The sequence below is a fragment of the Citricoccus parietis genome (genome assembly GCF_042433045.1).
Classification (GTDB): Bacteria; Actinomycetota; Actinomycetes; order Actinomycetales; family Micrococcaceae; genus Citricoccus; species Citricoccus parietis.
In genome coordinates this window covers 101,882-117,871 of sequence record NZ_JBHLWH010000009.1, presented here as the reverse complement: position 1 = coordinate 117,871, position 15,990 = coordinate 101,882, and the positions used below count along the sequence as shown (strand labels likewise).

Sequence of the window (15,990 nt, the reverse complement as noted above, 5' to 3'; positions counted from 1 at the left end):
TTCCCTGGTACTCCAGGGGATCCGCCACCGGACCGGACAGGTGGCCCGTCCGCACTCCGGAGGATGGAACCACCACAGGACGGAAGGTCGGTCCGCGGAACAGGCGGTCCGAGTGGCCTGATCCAGGACCGGTCCTGACGCAATCCGGAGAATTATCACCAGCAGACAGATCGAAGTAGACTTTCCCAAGTTGTCAGCACGCCACCCGTGTCTGAGAAGTCTCTTCAGATGAACAGTTCTAGGAGGAACCTGTGTCGAAGGCAAAGTTCGAGCGGTCGAAGCCGCACGTTAACGTCGGTACCATCGGCCACGTTGACCACGGTAAGACCACGCTGACCGCCGCTATCTCGAAGGTCCTGTACGACAAGTACCCGGACATCAACGAGGCACGCGACTTCGCGACGATTGACTCGGCGCCGGAAGAGCGTCAGCGCGGCATTACCATCAACATCTCCCACGTGGAGTACCAGACCGAGAAGCGCCACTACGCCCACGTGGACGCCCCGGGCCACGCGGACTACATCAAGAACATGATCACCGGCGCTGCCCAGATGGACGGTGCCATCCTCGTGGTCGCCGCCACTGACGGCCCGATGGCCCAGACCCGTGAGCACGTCCTCCTGGCTCGCCAGGTTGGCGTTCCCGCCCTGCTGGTCGCCTTGAACAAGTCCGACATGGTCGAGGACGAGGAGCTCCTGGAGCTCGTCGAGATGGAGGTCCGCGAACTGCTGTCCTCCCAGGAGTTCGACGGCGACGACGCCCCGGTCATCCGCACCTCCGGCCTGAAGGCCCTCGAGGGCGATGAGAAGTGGGTCAAGTCCGTCGAGGAACTGATGGACGCCGTGGACAGCTTCATCCCGGATCCGGTCCGCGACAAGGACAAGCCGTTCCTGATGCCGATCGAGGACGTCTTCACCATCACCGGCCGCGGCACCGTCGTGACCGGCCGCGCCGAGCGTGGCACGCTGAAGATCAACTCCGAGGTCGAGATCGTGGGCATCCGCGATATGCAGAAGACCACGGTCACCGGCATCGAGATGTTCCACAAGCAGCTCGACGAGGCCTGGGCCGGCGAGAACTGTGGCCTGCTGCTTCGCGGTCTGAAGCGTGAGGACGTCGAGCGCGGCCAGGTTGTTGTGGCTCCGGGTTCCATCACCCCCCACACCAACTTCGAGGGCAACGTCTACATCCTGTCCAAGGACGAGGGCGGCCGTCACAACCCGTTCTACTCGAACTACCGCCCGCAGTTCTACTTCCGCACCACCGACGTCACCGGCGTCATCACGCTGCCGGAAGGCACCGAGATGGTCATGCCGGGCGACACCACCGAAATGTCGGTCGAGCTGATCCAGCCGATCGCCATGGAGGAGGGCCTCGGCTTCGCCATCCGTGAGGGTGGCCGCACCGTGGGCTCCGGCCGCGTCACCAAGATCCTCAAGTGATCTAAGGCGTCAGCCAAGCATCAGCGAGAACCCCTTCGGCTTCGGCCGGAGGGGTTCTGGCGTTTAATGCTGTGCCTGTTCGCGCCTTGGGTGCTTGCGCTCCCTGGTCAGGTTCTCCGGTTCGATACCTCCTGTCAGGTCTGGCGTTCCGGTGACGGCGTCCTGTCAGGGGTCACAGCTGTGGACAACCGGGTCCGACCTGCGGTGGCACCGTACGCTGTCGGTGTGGGGATCTTCATAGCGTTGGTATTGGGGCTGCTCGTCGGCGCGGCCGTGGCTCGGTTCGTGGTGCGCCGTGGGTCCACCACGGCACCCGGTGAGGTGATGGGGACGTACTCGCGCTCGGACCTCGCCCGCGCGTGGCAGCAGGGGTACGACGCCGGCTCGGCCGCCTCCGGTGTCCCGGCCGCCTCTGGTGTCCCAGCCGCCTCCAGTGTCCCAATGGTGTCTGGTGCCCCCATGGGATCTGGATCTCCGGTTGCTCCAGTGGGCCCGACTGATCACGTCGCTGCACCCTTCCCTCCACCGGTCGCTCCGCCCGTCCCTTCTCCGTCGCCTCCTGTGTCTCCTCCAACCTCCCCGCCAACCTCCCCGCCAGCCCCTCCTCGTGTCTCTCCTCCTGTCGCCCCTCCGAACTCTCCTTGTGCCTTCCTGCCGCCGGCATCGTCCCTCCCGGTGCAGACGCCTGAAGAACGTGCGGCGGAGAAGGAGCGGCGCGATCGGCGCAACGTCAACATCACCCTGTACACCGCTTGCCTCCTGCTGGTGGCAGCTGCCTCCCTGTTCATCGGGGCCGCCCTGCCGGTGACGGCCAGGGTCGCGGGACTGGCCGTCGTCGTGGGCCTGTTTTACGGCGCGGGACTGGTGGTGCACGCGACGAGCCGCACCCTGCGACCGGCGTCCACCGCCTTCACCGGGACGGGGCTGGCGCTGGTGCCCGTGGCCGGCGTGGCCCTGGATGTGCTTGTCCTGCACGACCCGGCCCTCTCCTGGCTGCTCACCTCGGCGGTGGGGACCGCCATGATGGTGTTCGCGGCAGTGCGCCTCGACAGCCGGATCGTGGCCTACCTGACCGTGCCGTTCCTGCTCAGCACCGTCATGGCCTCCGGCGCCGCAGTGCAGCAGGGCCTGGTGTGGGCCCTGATCGCCTCGATCGGCCTGGCCGTCCTGATGGCGTGGATCTCTGTGGAGGGGCCTGGCCGCAACCGTTGGTTGCCGGCCGCCTTTCGGACGGCCTTCGCCCAGACCCATCAATGGATCGTGCCCGGCATGGTGGTCCTGGGACTGACCGTCGGCGTTTGGATCGAGCCGGTGCAGATGTTCCTGCTCCTGTTGTCCGCGTGTGCCTACTACGCCACCGTTGCGGTGATCGGGCCGGAGCGATACCGGCTGGCGGCCACCTACGCCGTGCGGTGCGGAGTCCTGGTGGCACTCGTCCCGTGGGCACTCATGCTGGACTGGTCGGCGGATCTCATGCTGACCTCGCTGGTCGTCTACCTCTGCCTGCAGATCCCGCTGGTGTGGCACGGGGACGGTGCCCAGGGCTACCTGCCGGTCGGGGCGGCGGCGATGGTGGACCACGCGGTCTGCTGGCTGGTGGCCGTGGCCCTGGCGGCCTCGTCCCAGTTGGCCGCGCTGGCCGGGCCGGTGCTCGGGACAGAAGGGCTGTTGCGGTTGACGCCGGGCATCGGCGTGGCAGCGGCGGTCGTGGTGGTCACCACCGCGGTGTTCTCGCTGCTGTTCCTCCATACGAATCGCCTGGGCGAGGTGGGGGCACCGGGAACCGCGGACCTGCTCTGGCAGGTGACGACGCCGGTAGCCCTGACACCGCTGCTGATCCACCCCCTGCTGCGCCCTGAGGGCTACGCCGGGGCCGGTGATGGCCGTGGCTGGAACCTCGAAATCATCCTTCTGGTGATCATGGCGGTCGAGGCCATCGCCCTGGTTCTGCTGCGGCGCCGCGGCCAGCACCGCCGGATCGACACCCGCCTGGTTCCCCATGTCATCGCCGCCAGTGGTGTCGCCCTCGTGTACCTGGCCGCCGCACGCTGGGTGGGTCCGGCCGACGATACAGCGCTGACACTGACCGCCCTCGCCGCGGTGCTCTGGGCCACGGTCACCGCCCTGCACCAGGGGCCGCTGACGGTGCGCGGTGGTCTCACCACGGACGCCGAGGGGCGGATCGCCACAGACCAGGCGGCCGGCAGAGAGAATCCAGCAGGCACAGAGAAGCCAGCCGGCACAGAGCTGCCAGCCGACGCGACGCTGCCGGTGGTGGTCTGGTCAGGAGCCAGCCTGCTGGCCGTGCTCCTCCTGCTCACCCCGTCACTGTCCCACGGCGGTGTGCTGCTGGGCTGGTATGTCCTCGCCGGGATCACGGCAGCGGTGGCCCTACGGTGGCTGGGTACCGGCGGGCTGGGGGGCCGGCAGCTCATCTGCCGCACGATCGTGCTGATCGTGGGCGGACTGACGCTGCTCACCGCAACCCTCCGGTTCGCCGACGCGGCTGAGGAGGCTAGTACCTCCATCAGCACCTCGGACCCCTCCACCGGAGTCTCGTCCTGGCACGTGGTGATCGCGCTGGTGCTGCTGACGGGTTGGTTGGTGACGGTCGCCGTCCTCACCCGGGGCCGGCTGCCGCAGGCCACCCGCACGGTGGTCCTGCTGGCCGGTTAGGCCTCGTCCGCCGTGCTGGTCTCCACGGTGGTGGACCGGCTCGGAGGCAACGAGTCCGCGGCCCGCGCCGCCGCCGTCGTGGCCCTGGTGGTCGGCTTGGCCCTGCGTTCCCGCTATGCAGGGCGGTTGCCGGGCTCGGACGAGAGCGGGGGATCGGCGGGGTTCCTCACGGCTCCTGCCACGTCCTGGCTGGTGACGGGCGCAGTGATCCTCCTGTGGTTCGTGGAGCTCGCAGCAGGGGAGGGCGACCGCGCCGCGCTCATGGTCATGGCACTGGCCCTGATAGGGGCCGGGCTGGTGCTGCGGGTCTCCGCCGGTGGTCACTGGGCCGTGCTGGCGGGTGCGGTGGGACTCGTGGTGGTGGCCAGCGCCTGGTTCGACCTGACGGGCGGCTGGCTGCCGGCCGCCCTGTTCCCGACGTCGGCCGCCGCGGCCTTGATCCTGCTGCTCACCCTGTCCGTGGCCGCCTGGGAGATCGCGGTCTCGACGGGGCGGCTGATGCCGAGCGCCGGCAGCGATCCGGCCTCCTTGTCCGCCTCGTCCTCCTGGCCCTCCTTGTGGCCCTCCTTGCCCTGGCTGAACGACCTCGCCCTCTTCCGTCCGGTGGCAGCGGCGACCGGGTGGGCCGTAGCCCTCGTGTTGGGCCTGACCGGCGAGCTGGACCGGGATCCGCACTCCGGCGCCCTGGGGATGACGGTGGCCGTGGGGGCACTGGTGCTGTATGTCTTCGCCCGGACGCGGGGGATGGTGGCGCTGGTGGCCGGGACAGTCATCGGTGTGCCCCTGTCCGGGTGGCTGCTCTTGCCCTGGTGGAAGGAGCGGGGGTGGTGGGTCCCGGACGAGGCGTGGACGGCCGTCATCATCGGCGTACTGTCGGCGGCGGTACTGGGGCTGTGGGCGCTGGTGGATGGGCGCCAGGGTCACAGGTCGTCGGTGACTGCGGAAGCAGTTCAAGCAGTTCAAGTTGCCGAATCGGTTGCATCGGTTGCATCGGTTGCATCGGCTGCAGCGGTGGCGGCCGCGGGGCCGGCGGAGTTCTCGGTGGCACTGGAGCCAAGTAGCCGTCAGCGGCCGGCGATCCTGTGGCAGGGCGGACTGGCTGTGATGCTCGTGCTGGCGCTGGGCACCGTGGTGGCCCTCGAACCGCGCGCCGGCCTGCCCGAGAACGCCGTCGTGTGGACCGCCTTGGCCGCGGCAGTGGCGGGGATCTGGCTCACCGTCGATGCCTGGGGGAGGACGCTGCTGTGGGCCGAAACCCTGGGCGGGAAGACTCAGTGGGTCCTCTGGGGAAGGGACGCGGCGGTCCTGCTGACGTTTGCGGCCGCGTCGCGCGCGTGGTGGCAGACCTCCGTCCCCGACGACCCGGGCCGCGCCGGCTGGTGGAACGTCCAGCTGTTGGTGCTCGTGCTGGTGGGGCTCGGATTCCGGCACGTGCTGCGGAACAGGACCCTACTGGGGCAAGAGCCGGGGATGGAATCGAAGCAGGAGCCGGGGCAGGAGTCGGGACAAGAGCCGGGGCAGCAACCGCGACAGGACCCGACGCAGGAGAGGGGCGGCTTGGAGGCGGGCGGCCTCGAGGTAGGCGGCTCGCAGGCGGGTGGCGCGGAGACAGGTGGCGCGGAGACAGGTGGCACGGAGGCAGGTCTCCGCCGTCCCGTGATCTACTTCGGCGCGGCGGCAGGCGTCTTCACGCTCGCGGCCCTCTATGTCCTGGCGAACGGCACCGCCCTCATGCAGCTGACCGTGCTGGGCGGCTTCGGCCTGCTCGTGGTGCTCGGCCTGATGCGGCGCGAACAACTCCTCACATGGTGGGGCGCCGCGGGGGTCGCGATGTCGGTGCTGTGGTACCTGCGCGGATACACCTACATCTACCTCGCGTTGCTGGGGCTGGTCCTGATCGTGCTGGCCGTGCGGCAATTGCGGCGTCACCAGGCCCGGCAGTCTGCCGGAGGCCCGGACCCGGCCCGGATCAGGCCTGGCAGTCCGCCAGAGACCCGGGCGTGACTCCGGACAGGGGCGTGGCCCCGGGACGGCACCTGGACTTTGGCCGGGGCGTGGACTCGGACGGAGACCAAGCTGACGGCACCAGAGGCCGGTAGGCTGGACCCATGGAATTCCTCATTGCCCTGGTGGTCATCGCCGCGGTGGTCTTCGCGATCGTTCGACTGCGCAAGACCTTCGGCCGCGAGATCGACCGCGCAAAGCGCATCAAGCGTGCGAACGACCAGTGAACCCGAACGCAGACTCCAGCACCGGCGGTGCACGCTCCCGGTCACTCTCCACCCCACCCTCCAGCGCATCCTCCGCCCCAACCTCCAGCGCACCCTCCGGCTCACCCTCCAGCTCAACCCGGGGCACGCCAACGGGGAAGGGCACTATCCTGCCGGGTCCCCGGGCCCTCTACCGGGTCTTCGCGACGGCGGAGATGTTCACCTGGGCCCTCCTGATCCTGGCCATGGTGCTGAAGTACTCCGGCGCCACCGAGGTCCTGATGCCAGCTGCCGGGGGAGCGCACGGTTTCGTGTTCCTCTGCTACTGCGTCGTGACCGTCGGCGTGTGGATCAACCAGCGGTGGAGCGCCGGTCGCGGAGCTACGGCCGTCCTGCTGGCGGTGGTGCCATTCGCCACCCTGCCGTTCGAACGGTCGCTGGCCCGGCGCGGGGAACCGGATGCCACCTGGCGACTGGTGGACGGGCGCACCGGGGACCGCGGCCCACGGGGCTTCTGGGAATCGCTCGAGGCCTGGGTCCTGCGGAACGTGATCCTGGCCGCGGTCGTGACGGCCGGCGTCGTGGTGGTGGTGTTCTCGCTGTTGCTGGTGGCGGGCCCGCCGGGCGAGTGGTTCGACTGACTGCTGGTTCGACTGACCGCTGATTCGAAAGACGGCTGGTTCGGCTGACGGTGCCTAGTCGACTGATGGCGTCTCTGCGGCTACCAGTGTTGACGTTCGGCTGAATTAGCGCCTGGGGCAGGGATCTGTCATACTGGATCAGTTGCTCAAGTGCTTGGGCGTGTGTGGAGTCGTGTCCGTGAGGTCCGGATTCCGCCGCCTGAGACCAAATCAACACACAATCCCCATCAGGATCTGGCGGTCCTGTGGTCAGCTGTGTCTCTGGCATGTTCACGCATGTCTGCGGAGCAGATCACGACACGCCCGACCGCGTGGGTCGAAGCCCCGGCAGGGCGAGGAACCCGGTTCTCCGGATTCGGTCTGCGCGGGTGGATATAGAAGCGCGGGGCCGGTTCGCCGGGCCCGTTGCACACAGGGACAGGTACGTGTCACGCGTACGAAGCACAGGACGAAAGAGGCATGACGCCATGGCGGGACAGAAAATCCGCATCCGGCTGAAGTCGTATGACCACGAGGTCATCGATACTTCGGCTCGGAAGATCGTCGACACGGTCACGCGCGCAGGCGCAACGGTGGTGGGCCCCGTGCCCCTGCCGACTGAAAAGAACGTGTACGTCGTGATCCGCTCTCCCCACAAGTACAAGGACAGTCGCGAGCATTTCGAGATGCGCACGCACAAGCGGCTGATCGACATCATCGACCCGACGCCGAAGGCTGTCGACTCGCTCATGCGCCTCGACCTTCCGGCCGACGTCAACATCGAAATCAAGCTCTGAGAGGGAGGTGCTGAGAAACTATGACCATCACGCGAAACGTTAAGGGCCTGCTGGGCACGAAGCTCGGCATGACCCAGGTCTGGGATGCAGACAACAAGCTCATCCCCGTCACTGTCGTCCAAGCTGAACCCAACGTTGTGACCCAGCTGCGCAATGCGGAGGCCGACGGCTACGCCGCCGTCCAGATCGCCTACGGGCAGATCGACCCGCGCAAGGTCACCAAGCCGCTTGCCGGCCACTTCGAGAAGGCCGGGGTCACCCCGCGCCGTCACGTGGTCGAGCTGCGCACCGGCGACACCGCCGACTACACCCTCGGCCAGGACGTCACCGTCGAGGTCTTCGAGGCCGGCCAGAAGGTCGACGTCGTCGGAACCACCAAGGGCAAGGGCTTCGCCGGTGTCATGAAGCGTCACGGCTTCTCCGGCGTCGGTGCCTCCCACGGTGCCCACAAGAACCACCGCAAGCCGGGTTCCGTCGGTGGCGCGTCCACCCCGGGCCGCGTCTTCAAGGGCCAGCGCCTTCCGGGCCGCATGGGCGCCGTTCGCCAGACCACCCAGAACCTCACCCTCCACGGCATCGACGTGGAGAAGAACCTGCTGCTGATCAAGGGCGCCGTCCCGGGTCCCCGCGGCCGGGTCGTCCTGGTTCGCACTGCAGTGAAGGGAGCATGAGCAGATGGCTACCAATGCAACTAACGCAGAAGCCAAGACCGTCAACGTCGACCTGCCCGCCGAGATCTTCGATGTCCAGGCCAACGTGCCGCTGATGCACCAGGTCGTGGTGGCCCAGCTGGCCGCCGCTCGCCAGGGCACACACAAGGTCAAGCGTCGGGGCGAGGTCTCCGGTGCCGGCCGCAAGCCGTTCAAGCAGAAGGGCACCGGCCGCGCCCGTCAGGGTTCGATCCGCGCCCCTCAGATGGTGGGTGGCGGTGTGGTCCACGGCCCCGAGCCGCGTGACTACTCGCAGCGCACCCCCAAGAAGATGAAGGCCGCCGCCCTGCGTGGCGCCCTCTCTGACCGCGCTCGTAACGGCCGCATCCACGTGATCGAGGAACTGGTCTCCACCGGTGCCCCGACCACCAAGGGTGCCAAGGCTGCCCTGTCCTCGCTGACCACGGGACGCAAGAACGTCCTGCTGGTCATCGAGCGTGCTGACGACACTGCGGCACTGAGTGCCCGCAACCTGCAGTCGGTGCACACCCTGTACTTCGATCAGCTGAACACGTACGACGTGCTGGTCAGCGATGACGTGGTCTTCACCCAGGCTGCCTACGAGGCGTTTGTGGCCAAGGCCGGCGCACAGAAGGAGGATGCCAAGTGAGCGGCTCCATCAACAAGAATCCCCGCGACGTGGTCATTGCCCCGGTCGTGTCGGAAAAGAGCTACGGCCTGATCGACGAGGGTAAGTACACCTTCCTGGTCGACCCGCGCTCCAACAAGACCGAGATCAAGCAGGCGGTTGAGGCTATCTTCTCCGTCAAGGTTGACTCGATCAACACCCTGAATCGTGCCGGCAAGCGTAAGCGCACCAAGTTCGGTTGGGGCTCCCGCAAGAGCACCAAGCGCGCGGTCGTGACGCTCAAAGAGGGCACGATTGACATCTTCGGAGGTCCGCTCGCCTGAGGCGTAGCGGAGACCACTTAATCGAGGAACTGACACATGGCTATCCGTAAATACAAGCCGACCACCCCGGGCCTTCGCGGCTCGTCCGTGGCCGACTTCGCAGAAATCACCCGGACCACCCCGGAGAAGTCGCTGCTTCGCCCGCTCACCAAGAGCGGCGGACGCAACAACTCCGGCAAGATCACCACCCGCCACAAGGGCGGCGGCCACAAGCGCCAGTACCGCGTCATCGACTTCCGTCGTCATGACAAGGACGGCGTGCCGGCGAAGGTCGCTCACATCGAGTACGACCCGAACCGCACCGCCCGCATCGCCCTGCTCCACTACGTGGACGGCACCAAGCGCTACATCCTGGCCCCGGCCAAGCTGAACCAGGGTGACACCATCGAGGCTGGCGCCACCGCGGATATCAAGCCCGGCAACAACCTGCCGCTGCGCAACATCCCGCTCGGCACCGTCATCCACGCGGTGGAACTGCGTCCGGGCGGCGGCGCCAAGCTGGCCCGCTCGGCCGGTTCGTCCATCCAGCTGGTCGCCCGTGAAGGCAAGTACGCCCAGTTGCGTCTGCCCTCCGGCGAGATCCGCAACGTGGACGTGCGCTGCCGCGCCAGCATCGGCGAGGTCGGCAACGCCGAGCAGTCGAACATCAACTGGGGCAAGGCCGGCCGCATGCGGTGGAAGGGTGTTCGCCCGACCGTCCGCGGTGTGGTCATGAACCCCGTCGACCACCCGCACGGCGGTGGCGAGGGCAAGACCTCCGGTGGTCGTCACCCGGTCAACCCCAATGGCAAGCCAGAGGGCCGCACCCGCCGCCCGAACAAGGAAAGCGACAAGCTCATCGTGCGCCGTCGCCGTACCGGCAAGAACAAGCGATAGGAGCCTGGAGACATGCCACGTAGCCTGAAGAAGGGCCCCTTCGTTGATCAGCACCTCTACCTCAAGGTGGACGCTGAGAACGAAAAGGGCACCAAGAACGTCATCAAGACCTGGTCCCGCCGGTCCATGATCATCCCCGACATGCTCGGGCACACGATCGCGGTGCACGACGGACGCAAGCACATCCCGGTGTTCATCACCGAGTCGATGGTCGGGCACAAGCTCGGCGAGTTTGCACTCACGCGGACTTTCCGCGGTCACGTGAAAGACGACCGGAAGGGCAAGCGCCGCTGACGCGGGGCTTGACCGTCCGAGACACTCGAAAGAAGGAAAGCAATGGAAGCCAAGGCAATTGCGCGCCACCTGCGTGTAACGCCGATGAAGGCCCGGCGCGTCGTCAACCTTGTCCGTGGCAAGCAGGCGAACGAAGCATTGGCCATTCTGAAGTTTGCCCAGCAGGGCGCTTCGGAGCCGGTGTACAAGCTGGTCGCCTCCGCGGTGGCCAACGCCCGGGTCAAGGCCGACCGCGAGGGCACGGCGTTCAACGAGGACGCCCTGTTCATCACCGAGGCCTTCGTCGACGAAGGACCGACCATGAAGCGTTTCCAGCCGCGTGCCCAGGGCCGCGCCGGACGCATCAACAAGCGCACCAGCCACGTCACCGTGGTCGTTGCGACCGAGGAAGAGGAGGGGAAGTAACCCATGGGTCAGAAGATCAACCCGAACGGTTTCCGCCTCGGCATCACCACCGACCACGTCTCGCACTGGTTCGCTGACTCCAGCAAGGAAGGCCAGCGGTACAAGGACTTCCTGAAGGAAGACATCAAGATCCGCGAGCTGATGACCATCGGCATGGAGCGCGCCGGCATCTCGAAGGTGGAGATCGAGCGGACCCGTGACCGTGTGCGTGTGGACATCCACACCGCTCGTCCCGGCATCGTCATCGGCCGCCGCGGCGCCGAGGCCGATCGCATCCGCACCGAGCTCGAGAAGCTCACCGGCAAGCAGATCCAGCTGAACATCCTCGAGGTCAAGAACCCCGAGATCGATGCCCAGCTGGTCGCCCAGGGTGTGGCCGAGCAGCTCGCTTCGCGCGTGGCGTTCCGCCGTGCGATGAAGAAGGCCATCCAGTCCGCCACTCGTGCAGGTGCCAAGGGCATCCGCATCCAGTGCGCCGGTCGCCTGGGTGGCGCCGAGATGTCGCGCTCAGAGTTCTACCGCGAAGGCCGTGTGCCGCTGCACACCCTGCGCGCGAACATCGATTTCGGCAAGTTCGAAGCCAAGACCACCTTCGGCCGCATCGGCGTGAAGGTCTGGATCTACAAGGGCGACCTGACGGCCAAGGAATTGGCCGCCAAGGAAGCTGCTGCACCGTCCGGCCGTGGGGCCCGCGGCGGCGACCGTCGCGGACCCGGTGGTCCCGGTGGTGGCGATCGCCGCCGTCGCAACGACCGCGCCCCGCGTCAGGACTCGGCTGCTGCAGGCTCCCCTGCGCCCGCTGAAGGAGGAAATGCCTGATGTTGATTCCGCGTCGAGTCAAGCACCGCAAGCAGCACCACCCGAAGCGCTCGGGCATGGCCAAGGGCGGCACCGCCGTCACGTTCGGCGAGTGGGGCATCCAGGCCCTGACCCCGGCCTACGTGACCAACCGTCAGATCGAGTCCGCTCGTATCGCCATGACGCGCTACATCAAGCGCGGCGGCACCGTGTGGATCAACATCTACCCGGACCGTCCGCTCACCAAGAAGCCGGCCGAAACCCGCATGGGTTCCGGTAAGGGTTCGCCCGAGTGGTGGGTCGCCAACATCAAGCCGGGTCGCGTGCTCTTCGAGCTCTCCGGCGTCAGCGAGGACGTGGCCCGCGAGGCGCTGCGACTGGCTATGCACAAGCTGCCTTTGAAGGCACGTATCGTCCGCCGAGAGGGTGGTGAGTGATCATGGCTACCGGTTCGAAGGAACTGAACGTCGAGGCCATGGACGGCCTGGACAACGCCCGTTTGGCCGAGGAGCTCAAGCGCTCCAAGGAGGAACTGTTCAACCTGCGTTTCCAGTCGGCCACCGGCCAGCTGGACAACCACGGCCGTCTGAAGACCGTCAAGCGCGACATCGCCCGGATCTACACGATCCTGCGTGAGCGCGAGCTGGGCATCCGTGAGGACGTCGAGGCTCCGGCCGAGGACGTCGCGGAGGCGAAGGCTGACAAGGCTTCCAAGAAGGCCGCCAAGAAGAGCACCCAGGCAACCAAGGCCACTCCGGCCGAGGAGACCGAGAAGACCGAGGAGGAGGCCAAGTGACCGAGAACGCGAACGCATCTGCAGCCAACGAGGCCTCGGAGCGTGGCCGCCGCAGGTCGCTCCGCGGCATCGTCGTGTCCGACAAGATGGACAAGACGATCGTCGTGCAGGTCCAGGACCTGAAGAAGCACGCCCTGTACGGCAAGGTGCTGCGCACCTCCAAGAAGCTGAAGGTCCACGACGAGGAGAACACCGCCGGCGTCGGCGACCGTGTCATCCTCACCGAGACCCGTCCGTACTCCGCCACCAAGCGGTGGCGCCTGGTCGAGGTCACCGAGCGCGCCAAGTAAGCGCGAGGTCACCACAACCTCAGGACAAGCCCAGCCCGACGCCGGCCGGCACCGCATACGTGCGGTGACGGCCGGCGTCGTGCGTTGGGGTGGTGGTGATGGTCCGCTACCACAGAGGGCAATTAGCCCGCCGGGCCCCCGGTGGGCTAAGATGGACCATCTGTGCGCCCTTGTTGGCGGGACTATCCACCCCGCGCGCCAAGGGTTTCGCAAAACTTCTCGATCAGCCGCCTCGGCCTTGCCCTGCGGATGGACGGTTGTTGCAGCGCTGGTGCCCGTCTGACAGGGGGACCGGAAGGCTCTGCAACCGGCCCATACGCCACTGGGGCAAGGGTAAGTGGCCCGAGAACATCAAAATATCCGTTCCGCAAGGCTCGCCCGGCTTCGGGGGAGAACCAGCGCGACGACAGGAGTAATGAGTGATTCAGCAGGAATCGCGGCTTAAGATCGCCGACAACACTGGTGCCAAGGAAATCTTGACCATCCGTGTTCTCGGTGGATCCGGACGCCGCTATGCAGGTATCGGCGACACCATCGTCGCCACCGTGAAGGACGCCATCCCGGGCGGCAACGTCAAGAAGGGCGACGTCGTCAAGGCAGTCATCGTTCGGACCAAGAAGGAACGCCGTCGTCCCGATGGCTCCTACATCAAGTTCGACGAGAACGCCGCCGTCATCCTCAAGACCGATGGCGAGCCCCGAGGCACGCGCATCTTCGGCCCCGTGGGCCGCGAGCTGCGTGACAAGAAGTTCATGAAGATCGTGTCGCTGGCACCGGAGGTGATCTGACACATGTCGAAGATCAAGAAGGACGACCTCGTCCAGATCATCGCCGGCAAGGACAAGGGCAAGCAGGGCAAGGTCCTGCGCGTCTTCCCGTCCCGTGACCGGGTGCTGGTGGAAGGCGTCAACCGCGTCACCAAGCACCTGCGTGCCGGCCAGAACAACAACGGTTCCACCGAAGGCGGCCTGCAGGTCGTCGAGGCCCCCGTTCACGTCTCGAACGTGGCCGTCGTGGATCCCGAGACCCAGAAGCCGACCCGCGTGGGTTACCGCTTCGAGACCGTGGAGAAGAACGGCGAGTCCAAGACCGTCAAGGTCCGCTTCGCCAAGGCCTCCGGAAAGGAGCTGTGATGACTGAGGTGCAGACTGCAGACACCACCGCCCCGAAGGTGGCCCCGCGCCTGAAGACCAAGTACCGCGAAGAGATCCGCGGGACCCTTCAGGAGGAGTTCGCCTACGCCAACCTCATGCAGATCCCCGGCCTCGTGAAGGTCGTCGTGAACATGGGTGTCGGCGAGGCCGCCAAGGACTCGAAGATCATCGACGGCGCCATCCGCGACCTGACCCAGATCACGGGCCAGAAGCCGCAGGTGACCAAGGCCCGCAAGTCCATCGCGCAGTTCAAGCTGCGTGAGGGCATGCCGATCGGCACCCACGCGACCCTGCGTGGCGACCGCATGTGGGAGTTCCTGGACCGCCTGGTCACCTTTGCGCTGCCGCGCATCCGTGACTTCCGCGGCCTGTCGCCGAAGCAGTTCGACGGCAACGGCAACTACACCTTCGGTCTGGCCGAGCAGTCGGTCTTCCACGAGATCGACCAGGACAAGATCGACCGCGTGCGCGGCATGGACATCACTGTGGTGACCACCGCCAAGACGGACGATGAGGGACGCGCGCTGCTCAAGGCGCTCGGCTTCCCGTTCCAGCCGTTCGACAAGCCCACGAAGTCCACTCAGAAGTAATTATCTACGTTGCAGGTCCCCACCGGTGTACCGGGAAGGGAAACCGCAACGAGGAAGGGCACGAAGCCCACATGACCATGACAGATCCTGTCGCAGACATGCTGACGCGTCTGCGCAACGCCAACTCGGCCTTCCACGATTCCGTGGAAATGCCGTCGTCCAAGCTGAAGATTCGCGTGGCCGACATCCTCAAGTCCGAGGGCTACATCGCTGACTACAAGGAAGAGGACGCCCGGGTGGGCAAGAAGCTCGTCATCGAGCTGAAGTTCAGTCCTCAGCGCGAGCGGGCCATCGCCGGCCTGCGCCGCATCTCCAAGCCCGGTCTGCGCGTGTACGCCAAGTCCACCAACCTGCCGCACGTGCTGGGCGGCCTGGGTATCGCCATCCTGTCCACCTCCTCCGGTCTGCTCACCGACCGCCAGGCAGCCAAGAAGGGCGTAGGTGGGGAAATCCTCGCTTACGTCTGGTAACGGCTAAGACGGAAGAAAGGTAGAACAGACATGTCACGTATTGGACGTCTTCCGATTACCGTGCCGTCCGGCGTCGAGATCAAGATCGACGGACCGAACGTCGCCGTCAAGGGCCCCAAGGGCGAGCTGAGCCACGCAGTGGCCAGCCCGATCGAGGTCTCGATCGAGGAGGGCACCGTCACGGTGACCCGCCCGAACGACGAGCGCGAATCGCGTTCGCTGCACGGCCTGACCCGTACCCTCATCTCGAACATGATCGTCGGTGTCACCGACGGTTACGAGAAGCAGCTCGAGGTCATCGGCACCGGTTACCGCGTGCTGGCCAAGGGCTCGGACCTCGAGTTCGCACTCGGCTACTCGCACCCCGTTCCCGTCAAGGCCCCGGAGGGAATCTCCTTCAAGGTCGAGGGCAACAAGGTGACCGTGGTCGGCATCGACAAGCAGCGCGTCGGCGAGACCGCTGCGAACATCCGCAAGCTGCGCCGTCCTGACCCGTACAAGGGTAAGGGTGTGCGTTACGCAGGCGAGGTTATTCGCCGCAAGGCCGGAAAGGCAGGTAAGTAATGTCCACGCTGAAAGTGAAGGGCAAGGGGAAGATCGTTTCCCGCACCCGCCGCCACTTGCGCGTCCGCAAGCGGATCTCCGGCACTGCCGTCCGTCCCCGTCTGGTGGTCAACCGCTCTGCACGTCACATCTTCGTGCAGGTCGTGGACGACACCCGCGGTGTCACCCTGGCCTCGGCCTCCACCATGGAAGCCGACCTGCGCGCCCTCGAGGGCGACAAGTCCGCCAAGGCGAAGAAGGTCGGCGAGTTGGTGGCCGAGCGTTCCAAGGCCGCCGGCATTGAGGCCGTGGTCTTCGACCGCGGCGGCAACAAGTACCACGGTCGTGTGGCCGCCGTCGCTGACGGTGCCCGGGAAGGTGGGCTGCAGCTGTGAGCGAGTCGAACA

At 66.5% G+C, this 15,990-nt stretch carries 22 protein-coding genes; all 22 read left to right on the top strand.

From position 1 onward, the window contains the following. Positions 1-251 precede the first annotated feature (251 nt). The 22 genes from tuf (at position 252) to rplR (ending at position 15,978) form a co-directional block, all read left to right on the top strand. Complete coding sequence (tuf, locus tag ACFFIO_RS02960) at positions 252-1,442, top strand: elongation factor Tu (protein WP_378040113.1); 1,191 nt, start codon at positions 252-254, stop codon at positions 1,440-1,442. Positions 1,443-2,117: 675 nt separating this feature from the next. Beyond that, entirely contained in the window at positions 2,118-4,118 is a 2,001-nt protein-coding gene (locus tag ACFFIO_RS02955) for a hypothetical protein (RefSeq protein ID WP_378040112.1), read from the top strand. Positions 4,119-4,130: 12 nt separating this feature from the next. Then, complete coding sequence (locus tag ACFFIO_RS02950) at positions 4,131-6,122, top strand: hypothetical protein (protein ID WP_378040111.1); 1,992 nt, start codon at positions 4,131-4,133, stop codon at positions 6,120-6,122. A 104-nt stretch (positions 6,123-6,226) separates the two neighbouring features. Beyond that, positions 6,227-6,349, top strand: coding sequence for a hypothetical protein (locus ACFFIO_RS02945; RefSeq protein WP_378040110.1), 123 nt, complete (start codon positions 6,227-6,229; stop codon positions 6,347-6,349). A 146-nt stretch (positions 6,350-6,495) separates the two neighbouring features. After that, a complete protein-coding gene (locus ACFFIO_RS02940) occupies positions 6,496-6,969 on the top strand; it encodes a DUF3817 domain-containing protein (RefSeq protein ID WP_378040164.1) in 474 nt (157 codons plus the stop codon). Between the two features lie 467 nt (positions 6,970-7,436). Further along, on the top strand, positions 7,437-7,745 hold the full coding sequence (gene rpsJ, locus ACFFIO_RS02935; protein WP_010145320.1) for a 30S ribosomal protein S10: 309 nt from the start codon (positions 7,437-7,439) through the stop codon (positions 7,743-7,745). A gap of 20 nt (positions 7,746-7,765) precedes the next feature. After that, positions 7,766-8,416, top strand: coding sequence for a 50S ribosomal protein L3 (gene rplC, locus ACFFIO_RS02930; protein ID WP_366216865.1), 651 nt, complete (start codon positions 7,766-7,768; stop codon positions 8,414-8,416). A 4-nt stretch (positions 8,417-8,420) separates the two neighbouring features. Continuing rightward, a complete protein-coding gene (gene rplD, locus ACFFIO_RS02925) occupies positions 8,421-9,065 on the top strand; it encodes a 50S ribosomal protein L4 (protein WP_378040109.1) in 645 nt (214 codons plus the stop codon). After that, the gene (gene rplW / locus ACFFIO_RS02920) at positions 9,062-9,367 is read left to right on the top strand and encodes a 50S ribosomal protein L23 (RefSeq protein WP_115931893.1); all 306 of its coding nucleotides are present in this window, start codon (positions 9,062-9,064) and stop codon (positions 9,365-9,367) included. The genes rplD and rplW overlap by 4 nt, the downstream gene beginning before the upstream one ends. Before the next feature lie 36 nt (positions 9,368-9,403). Further along, on the top strand, positions 9,404-10,243 hold the full coding sequence (gene rplB / locus ACFFIO_RS02915; RefSeq protein WP_115931892.1) for a 50S ribosomal protein L2: 840 nt from the start codon (positions 9,404-9,406) through the stop codon (positions 10,241-10,243). A gap of 12 nt (positions 10,244-10,255) precedes the next feature. Continuing rightward, positions 10,256-10,537 (top strand): 30S ribosomal protein S19, encoded by a 282-nt coding sequence (rpsS, locus tag ACFFIO_RS02910; protein ID WP_115931891.1) that lies wholly within the window; start codon positions 10,256-10,258, stop codon positions 10,535-10,537. A 42-nt stretch (positions 10,538-10,579) separates the two neighbouring features. Then, the gene (rplV, locus tag ACFFIO_RS02905; RefSeq protein ID WP_159552332.1) at positions 10,580-10,942 is read left to right on the top strand and encodes a 50S ribosomal protein L22; all 363 of its coding nucleotides are present in this window, start codon (positions 10,580-10,582) and stop codon (positions 10,940-10,942) included. A 3-nt stretch (positions 10,943-10,945) separates the two neighbouring features. Beyond that, positions 10,946-11,761: a 30S ribosomal protein S3 gene (gene rpsC, locus ACFFIO_RS02900; RefSeq protein WP_378040108.1), complete on the top strand. Its 816-nt coding sequence runs from the start codon at positions 10,946-10,948 to the stop codon at positions 11,759-11,761. Beyond that, positions 11,761-12,177 (top strand): 50S ribosomal protein L16, encoded by a 417-nt coding sequence (gene rplP / locus ACFFIO_RS02895; protein WP_115931888.1) that lies wholly within the window; start codon positions 11,761-11,763, stop codon positions 12,175-12,177. The genes rpsC and rplP overlap by 1 nt, the downstream gene beginning before the upstream one ends. Positions 12,178-12,179: 2 nt before the next feature. After that, the gene (gene rpmC / locus ACFFIO_RS02890) at positions 12,180-12,536 is read left to right on the top strand and encodes a 50S ribosomal protein L29 (RefSeq protein WP_378040107.1); all 357 of its coding nucleotides are present in this window, start codon (positions 12,180-12,182) and stop codon (positions 12,534-12,536) included. Beyond that, on the top strand, positions 12,533-12,826 hold the full coding sequence (gene rpsQ, locus ACFFIO_RS02885; protein ID WP_378040106.1) for a 30S ribosomal protein S17: 294 nt from the start codon (positions 12,533-12,535) through the stop codon (positions 12,824-12,826). Before rpmC ends, rpsQ begins: the two co-directional genes overlap by 4 nt. A gap of 419 nt (positions 12,827-13,245) precedes the next feature. Continuing rightward, positions 13,246-13,614: a 50S ribosomal protein L14 gene (rplN, locus tag ACFFIO_RS02880; RefSeq protein WP_115931886.1), complete on the top strand. Its 369-nt coding sequence runs from the start codon at positions 13,246-13,248 to the stop codon at positions 13,612-13,614. Between the two features lie 3 nt (positions 13,615-13,617). After that, positions 13,618-13,959, top strand: coding sequence for a 50S ribosomal protein L24 (gene rplX, locus ACFFIO_RS02875; RefSeq protein ID WP_115931885.1), 342 nt, complete (start codon positions 13,618-13,620; stop codon positions 13,957-13,959). Next, the gene (gene rplE / locus ACFFIO_RS02870) at positions 13,959-14,570 is read left to right on the top strand and encodes a 50S ribosomal protein L5 (protein WP_378040105.1); all 612 of its coding nucleotides are present in this window, start codon (positions 13,959-13,961) and stop codon (positions 14,568-14,570) included. The genes rplX and rplE overlap by 1 nt, the downstream gene beginning before the upstream one ends. Before the next feature lie 71 nt (positions 14,571-14,641). Beyond that, positions 14,642-15,040, top strand: coding sequence for a 30S ribosomal protein S8 (rpsH, locus tag ACFFIO_RS02865; RefSeq protein ID WP_378040104.1), 399 nt, complete (start codon positions 14,642-14,644; stop codon positions 15,038-15,040). Between the two features lie 30 nt (positions 15,041-15,070). Then, positions 15,071-15,604 (top strand): 50S ribosomal protein L6, encoded by a 534-nt coding sequence (gene rplF / locus ACFFIO_RS02860; protein WP_378040103.1) that lies wholly within the window; start codon positions 15,071-15,073, stop codon positions 15,602-15,604. Further along, entirely contained in the window at positions 15,604-15,978 is a 375-nt protein-coding gene (gene rplR / locus ACFFIO_RS02855) for a 50S ribosomal protein L18 (RefSeq protein ID WP_378040102.1), read from the top strand. The genes rplF and rplR overlap by 1 nt, the downstream gene beginning before the upstream one ends. Positions 15,979-15,990 lie beyond the last annotated feature (12 nt).

Excerpts from the sequence above, each read along its gene's own strand:
- ACFFIO_RS02945 (WP_378040110.1), top strand. The coding sequence starts at position 6,227 with ATGGAATTCCTCATTGCCCTGGTGGTCATCGCCGCGGTGGTCTTCGCG.
- rpsJ (WP_010145320.1), top strand. The coding sequence starts at position 7,437 with ATGGCGGGACAGAAAATCCGCATCCGGCTGAAGTCGTATGACCACGAG.
- rplC (WP_366216865.1), top strand. The coding sequence starts at position 7,766 with ATGACCATCACGCGAAACGTTAAGGGCCTGCTGGGCACGAAGCTCGGC.
- rplD (WP_378040109.1), top strand. The coding sequence starts at position 8,421 with ATGGCTACCAATGCAACTAACGCAGAAGCCAAGACCGTCAACGTCGAC.
- rplB (WP_115931892.1), top strand. The coding sequence starts at position 9,404 with ATGGCTATCCGTAAATACAAGCCGACCACCCCGGGCCTTCGCGGCTCG.
- rpsS (WP_115931891.1), top strand. The coding sequence starts at position 10,256 with ATGCCACGTAGCCTGAAGAAGGGCCCCTTCGTTGATCAGCACCTCTAC.
- rplV (WP_159552332.1), top strand. The coding sequence starts at position 10,580 with ATGGAAGCCAAGGCAATTGCGCGCCACCTGCGTGTAACGCCGATGAAG.
- rpsC (WP_378040108.1), top strand. The coding sequence starts at position 10,946 with ATGGGTCAGAAGATCAACCCGAACGGTTTCCGCCTCGGCATCACCACC.
- rplP (WP_115931888.1), top strand. The coding sequence starts at position 11,761 with ATGTTGATTCCGCGTCGAGTCAAGCACCGCAAGCAGCACCACCCGAAG.
- rpmC (WP_378040107.1), top strand. The coding sequence starts at position 12,180 with ATGGCTACCGGTTCGAAGGAACTGAACGTCGAGGCCATGGACGGCCTG.
- rplX (WP_115931885.1), top strand. The coding sequence starts at position 13,618 with ATGTCGAAGATCAAGAAGGACGACCTCGTCCAGATCATCGCCGGCAAG.
- rplE (WP_378040105.1), top strand. The coding sequence starts at position 13,959 with ATGACTGAGGTGCAGACTGCAGACACCACCGCCCCGAAGGTGGCCCCG.
- rpsH (WP_378040104.1), top strand. The coding sequence starts at position 14,642 with ATGACCATGACAGATCCTGTCGCAGACATGCTGACGCGTCTGCGCAAC.
- rplF (WP_378040103.1), top strand. The coding sequence starts at position 15,071 with ATGTCACGTATTGGACGTCTTCCGATTACCGTGCCGTCCGGCGTCGAG.
- rplR (WP_378040102.1), top strand. The coding sequence starts at position 15,604 with ATGTCCACGCTGAAAGTGAAGGGCAAGGGGAAGATCGTTTCCCGCACC.